Origin of the sequence: Stenotrophomonas pictorum JCM 9942 (assembly GCF_001310775.1) — a bacterium.
GTDB lineage: Bacteria > Pseudomonadota > Gammaproteobacteria > Xanthomonadales > Xanthomonadaceae > Stenotrophomonas > Stenotrophomonas pictorum.
Genome location: NZ_BAZI01000362.1, coordinates 1 through 2,640 on the forward strand (window position 1 = coordinate 1; position 2,640 = coordinate 2,640).

General features: G+C 67.1%; 2 protein-coding genes. Both read right to left on the reverse strand.

The genetic code is table 11. The features are described from left to right. Window positions 1-1,311: ParB/RepB/Spo0J family partition protein (locus tag JCM9942_RS13710; RefSeq protein WP_172675122.1), on the reverse strand; the 1,311-nt coding region annotated here is incomplete at its 3' end. Window positions 1,312-1,389: 78 nt separating this feature from the next. Further along, window positions 1,390-2,214 carry a DUF932 domain-containing protein gene (locus JCM9942_RS13715; protein WP_016448847.1) on the reverse strand — a complete coding sequence of 275 codons (825 nt, stop codon included), beginning with the start codon at window positions 2,212-2,214 and terminating at the stop codon, window positions 1,390-1,392. Window positions 2,215-2,640: the final 426 nt, after the last annotated feature.

The following is a 2,640-nucleotide window of genomic DNA, read 5'->3' on the forward strand; positions in this document are numbered from 1 at the left end:
CGCGTCGTCGTCCTCGCGCTCGTCGTTGGCGGCTTCGCCTTCGGTGCCGCCGAAACCGCGCCGCAGCTTGTCGAGCGTGCGCAGCGCCTTGGCCTCGGCCTCGCGCAGCAGGCCGCGATGAATGGCGGCCTCGCCGTTGCGGTCGATGGTGACGATGGCACCGGCCACGTCGCGCACCTCGGGCGCATAGCCTTGCAAGGCGTCCTCCGCGTCTTGCAGTTCCCCGATCACCTGATCGCGCCGCTGTTCCAGCTTCTCGGCCTTGGCCTCGTCCTCGGCGTCGCAGGCATCTTCCAGTTCGGCGTCGATCTTTTCGAGGCGGGTTTCCAGCGACGCGATGCGGCGGGCCTCGCGGGTCGTCGGCTCGCGGCGATGGCGCGGGGCGTTCTGGAACGCCTGCCGTTCCTCGTAGGCAAGATGCGGCACGGCCTCCACCCATGCCCAGCCCTCGGCGCGCACGTCTTCTGCCAGCGTTTCCAGCTTGTCGCGCACCAGCGCTTCCAGCACTCCGGTATCGGTGAGGTAGGTTCCGGCATCGCCTTCGGCGAACAGGTCGCGGCGGATGCCGCCGCCTGCCTGCCGGTAGGTGTCCAGCCCGACGAAGCGCACCAGCGCATGCGCGGCGTCGATTTCGCGCTCGGTCAGGCGCTCGCGCAGCTTGGACGGGCTGCGCTGCCATTCCGGCGCACCATAGAACGCGGCTTCCTGCGCGGCGTGGTCGTCGGTGATGGTCAAGGCCATCAACTGTTCCAGCGTCACGCCACCGGCCCGGTAGTCGGCCATCAGGCGCGGCGAGACGTTCGCCAGCTTCAAGCGGCGCTGCACCACCAGCGGGGACACGCCGAAGTCGGCGGCAATGTCCTCGATGGGTCGGCCTTCCTTGACCAGCGCGGCGAAGGCCGCGAACTGGTCGGCGGGGTGCATGTTCTCGCGCTGCACGTTCTCCGCGAGGCTGACGGTACGGGCCGAAGCATCGGGCACCAGCAGGCACGGCACTTCGTAGTCGGCGGGGATGCGCTTCTTCTTTGCCAGCAGCTTCAAGGCGGTCAGGCGGCGGTCGCCTGCGACGACTTCGTATTGCTCGCCATCGGCGGCGAGGATGACGATCAGGTTTTGCAGCAAGCCGATGCGGGCAATGCTCGCGGCCAGTTCGGGGATGGACTGGCGCGGGGTCGTGCGGACGTTGCGCTTGGAGCGGCGCGGCAGCAACTGCGAGAGGGGAACCAAGATCAGGTTCTTGGTCGGGTCGGCCACTTCCAGCGGTGCGGCGGCTTCGATGGCGACGGCTTCGGTTTTGAGTATGGCGTTCATGGTGATTTCTCCTAGCGGTTGGGATGCAGCAGCGAGAAAAGCGGCAAGGGCTGCTGCCTGCCCCTGCCGCGTGGGGATTCAGGCTTTCAACTGGCGCAGGCCATCGGCCAGCAGCCACAGGGCGCGGTTCAGGCGCACGCTTTGGTCAATGCCCTGCACGGGCCGGGTGGTCTGGCGGCGGCCATTCGCGGCGCGGGCGGACAGGCCGCCTTTGGTCAAGTTCTCCTGCGTGCGGTTGAACACGCTCCACAGGTCGCGGCGGTCGTCGTCATGGCGGCGCGGCATCAGGATTTGCGATTCCGTGATGGGCGCGGGCCTGTCCTCGTCGTACTTCAACGCCAGCGCAGCGCGGGCGAACACTTCCGATTCCCCGGCGTCGAGCGTGATGGCGCGCATGGCATCGCGGGATTCCTGCGCCCGGTCGAAACCGTGCAGGACTTCGTAAGCGCCTTCGATGACGTGCCCGGCTACGTCGCCCTTGTGGGGCACGCGCACGTCCGCCACGGTGTCGCCGCAGACAAGGCCATTGCTGCAGACGAAACGAAACATTCCGGCCAGCATCTGATAGCTGCTGGTGCCGTCATGGGAGTTCAGCAGGATGATTTCGTTGGCCTCGCGGCCGTTGATCTGGCTGGCGTGGCGCAGCCGGATCATGTGCTTGGTGTAGTCGCGACGGTCGTCGTGGCGCACGCGGGTTTGCGTCACCATGAAAGGCTCGAAGCCTTCCCCGCGCAGTTCTTGCAGTACGGTCGCGGTGGGGATGTAGCTGTACCGCTCGGAGCGGCTTTCGTGCGGTGCCTCCGCAAAGATGGACGGGGCCACGGCCCGGATTTGGTCGTCGGACAAGGGACGTTCCGAACGCAGCACCGGTGAACGGGAAGCGAAGCGGGATGCGAGTTGCATGGCATTTCTCCTGACAAAGAAAAAAGGGGTTGCTGTTCACCGCACACCGGATTCCTAGATTCGGAAGCCCAGCCTTTCGGCTGTTCGGTGCGGTCGGCACGAGGAACCCGGTTGGCCCTGTTGCCACCGTCTTTCCTGAGTTCATCGCCCGCGACGGTCAGGAGCGCGCGAACGGGTGCCGTCAAGGAGGCAAGCGCAGGGTTGGTGCGGCCCGCAGCGCAGCGAGGACACGGCCCTGCGCGCCTTGACGGCACACGGGCGCGGGCTACAGTCGCGGTGAAGGTGATGAGGTCAGGGGAGACGGCTGGACAAGGCAACGGCCATCCCACACGCCGACCGCACGGCAAGCGAAGCGCGCAGGCCCGAAGCTGGAAGCCGGGCCGGAGGCGTCAGCCGAGCGGAGCGAGGGGACGATGGAAGCCCGTC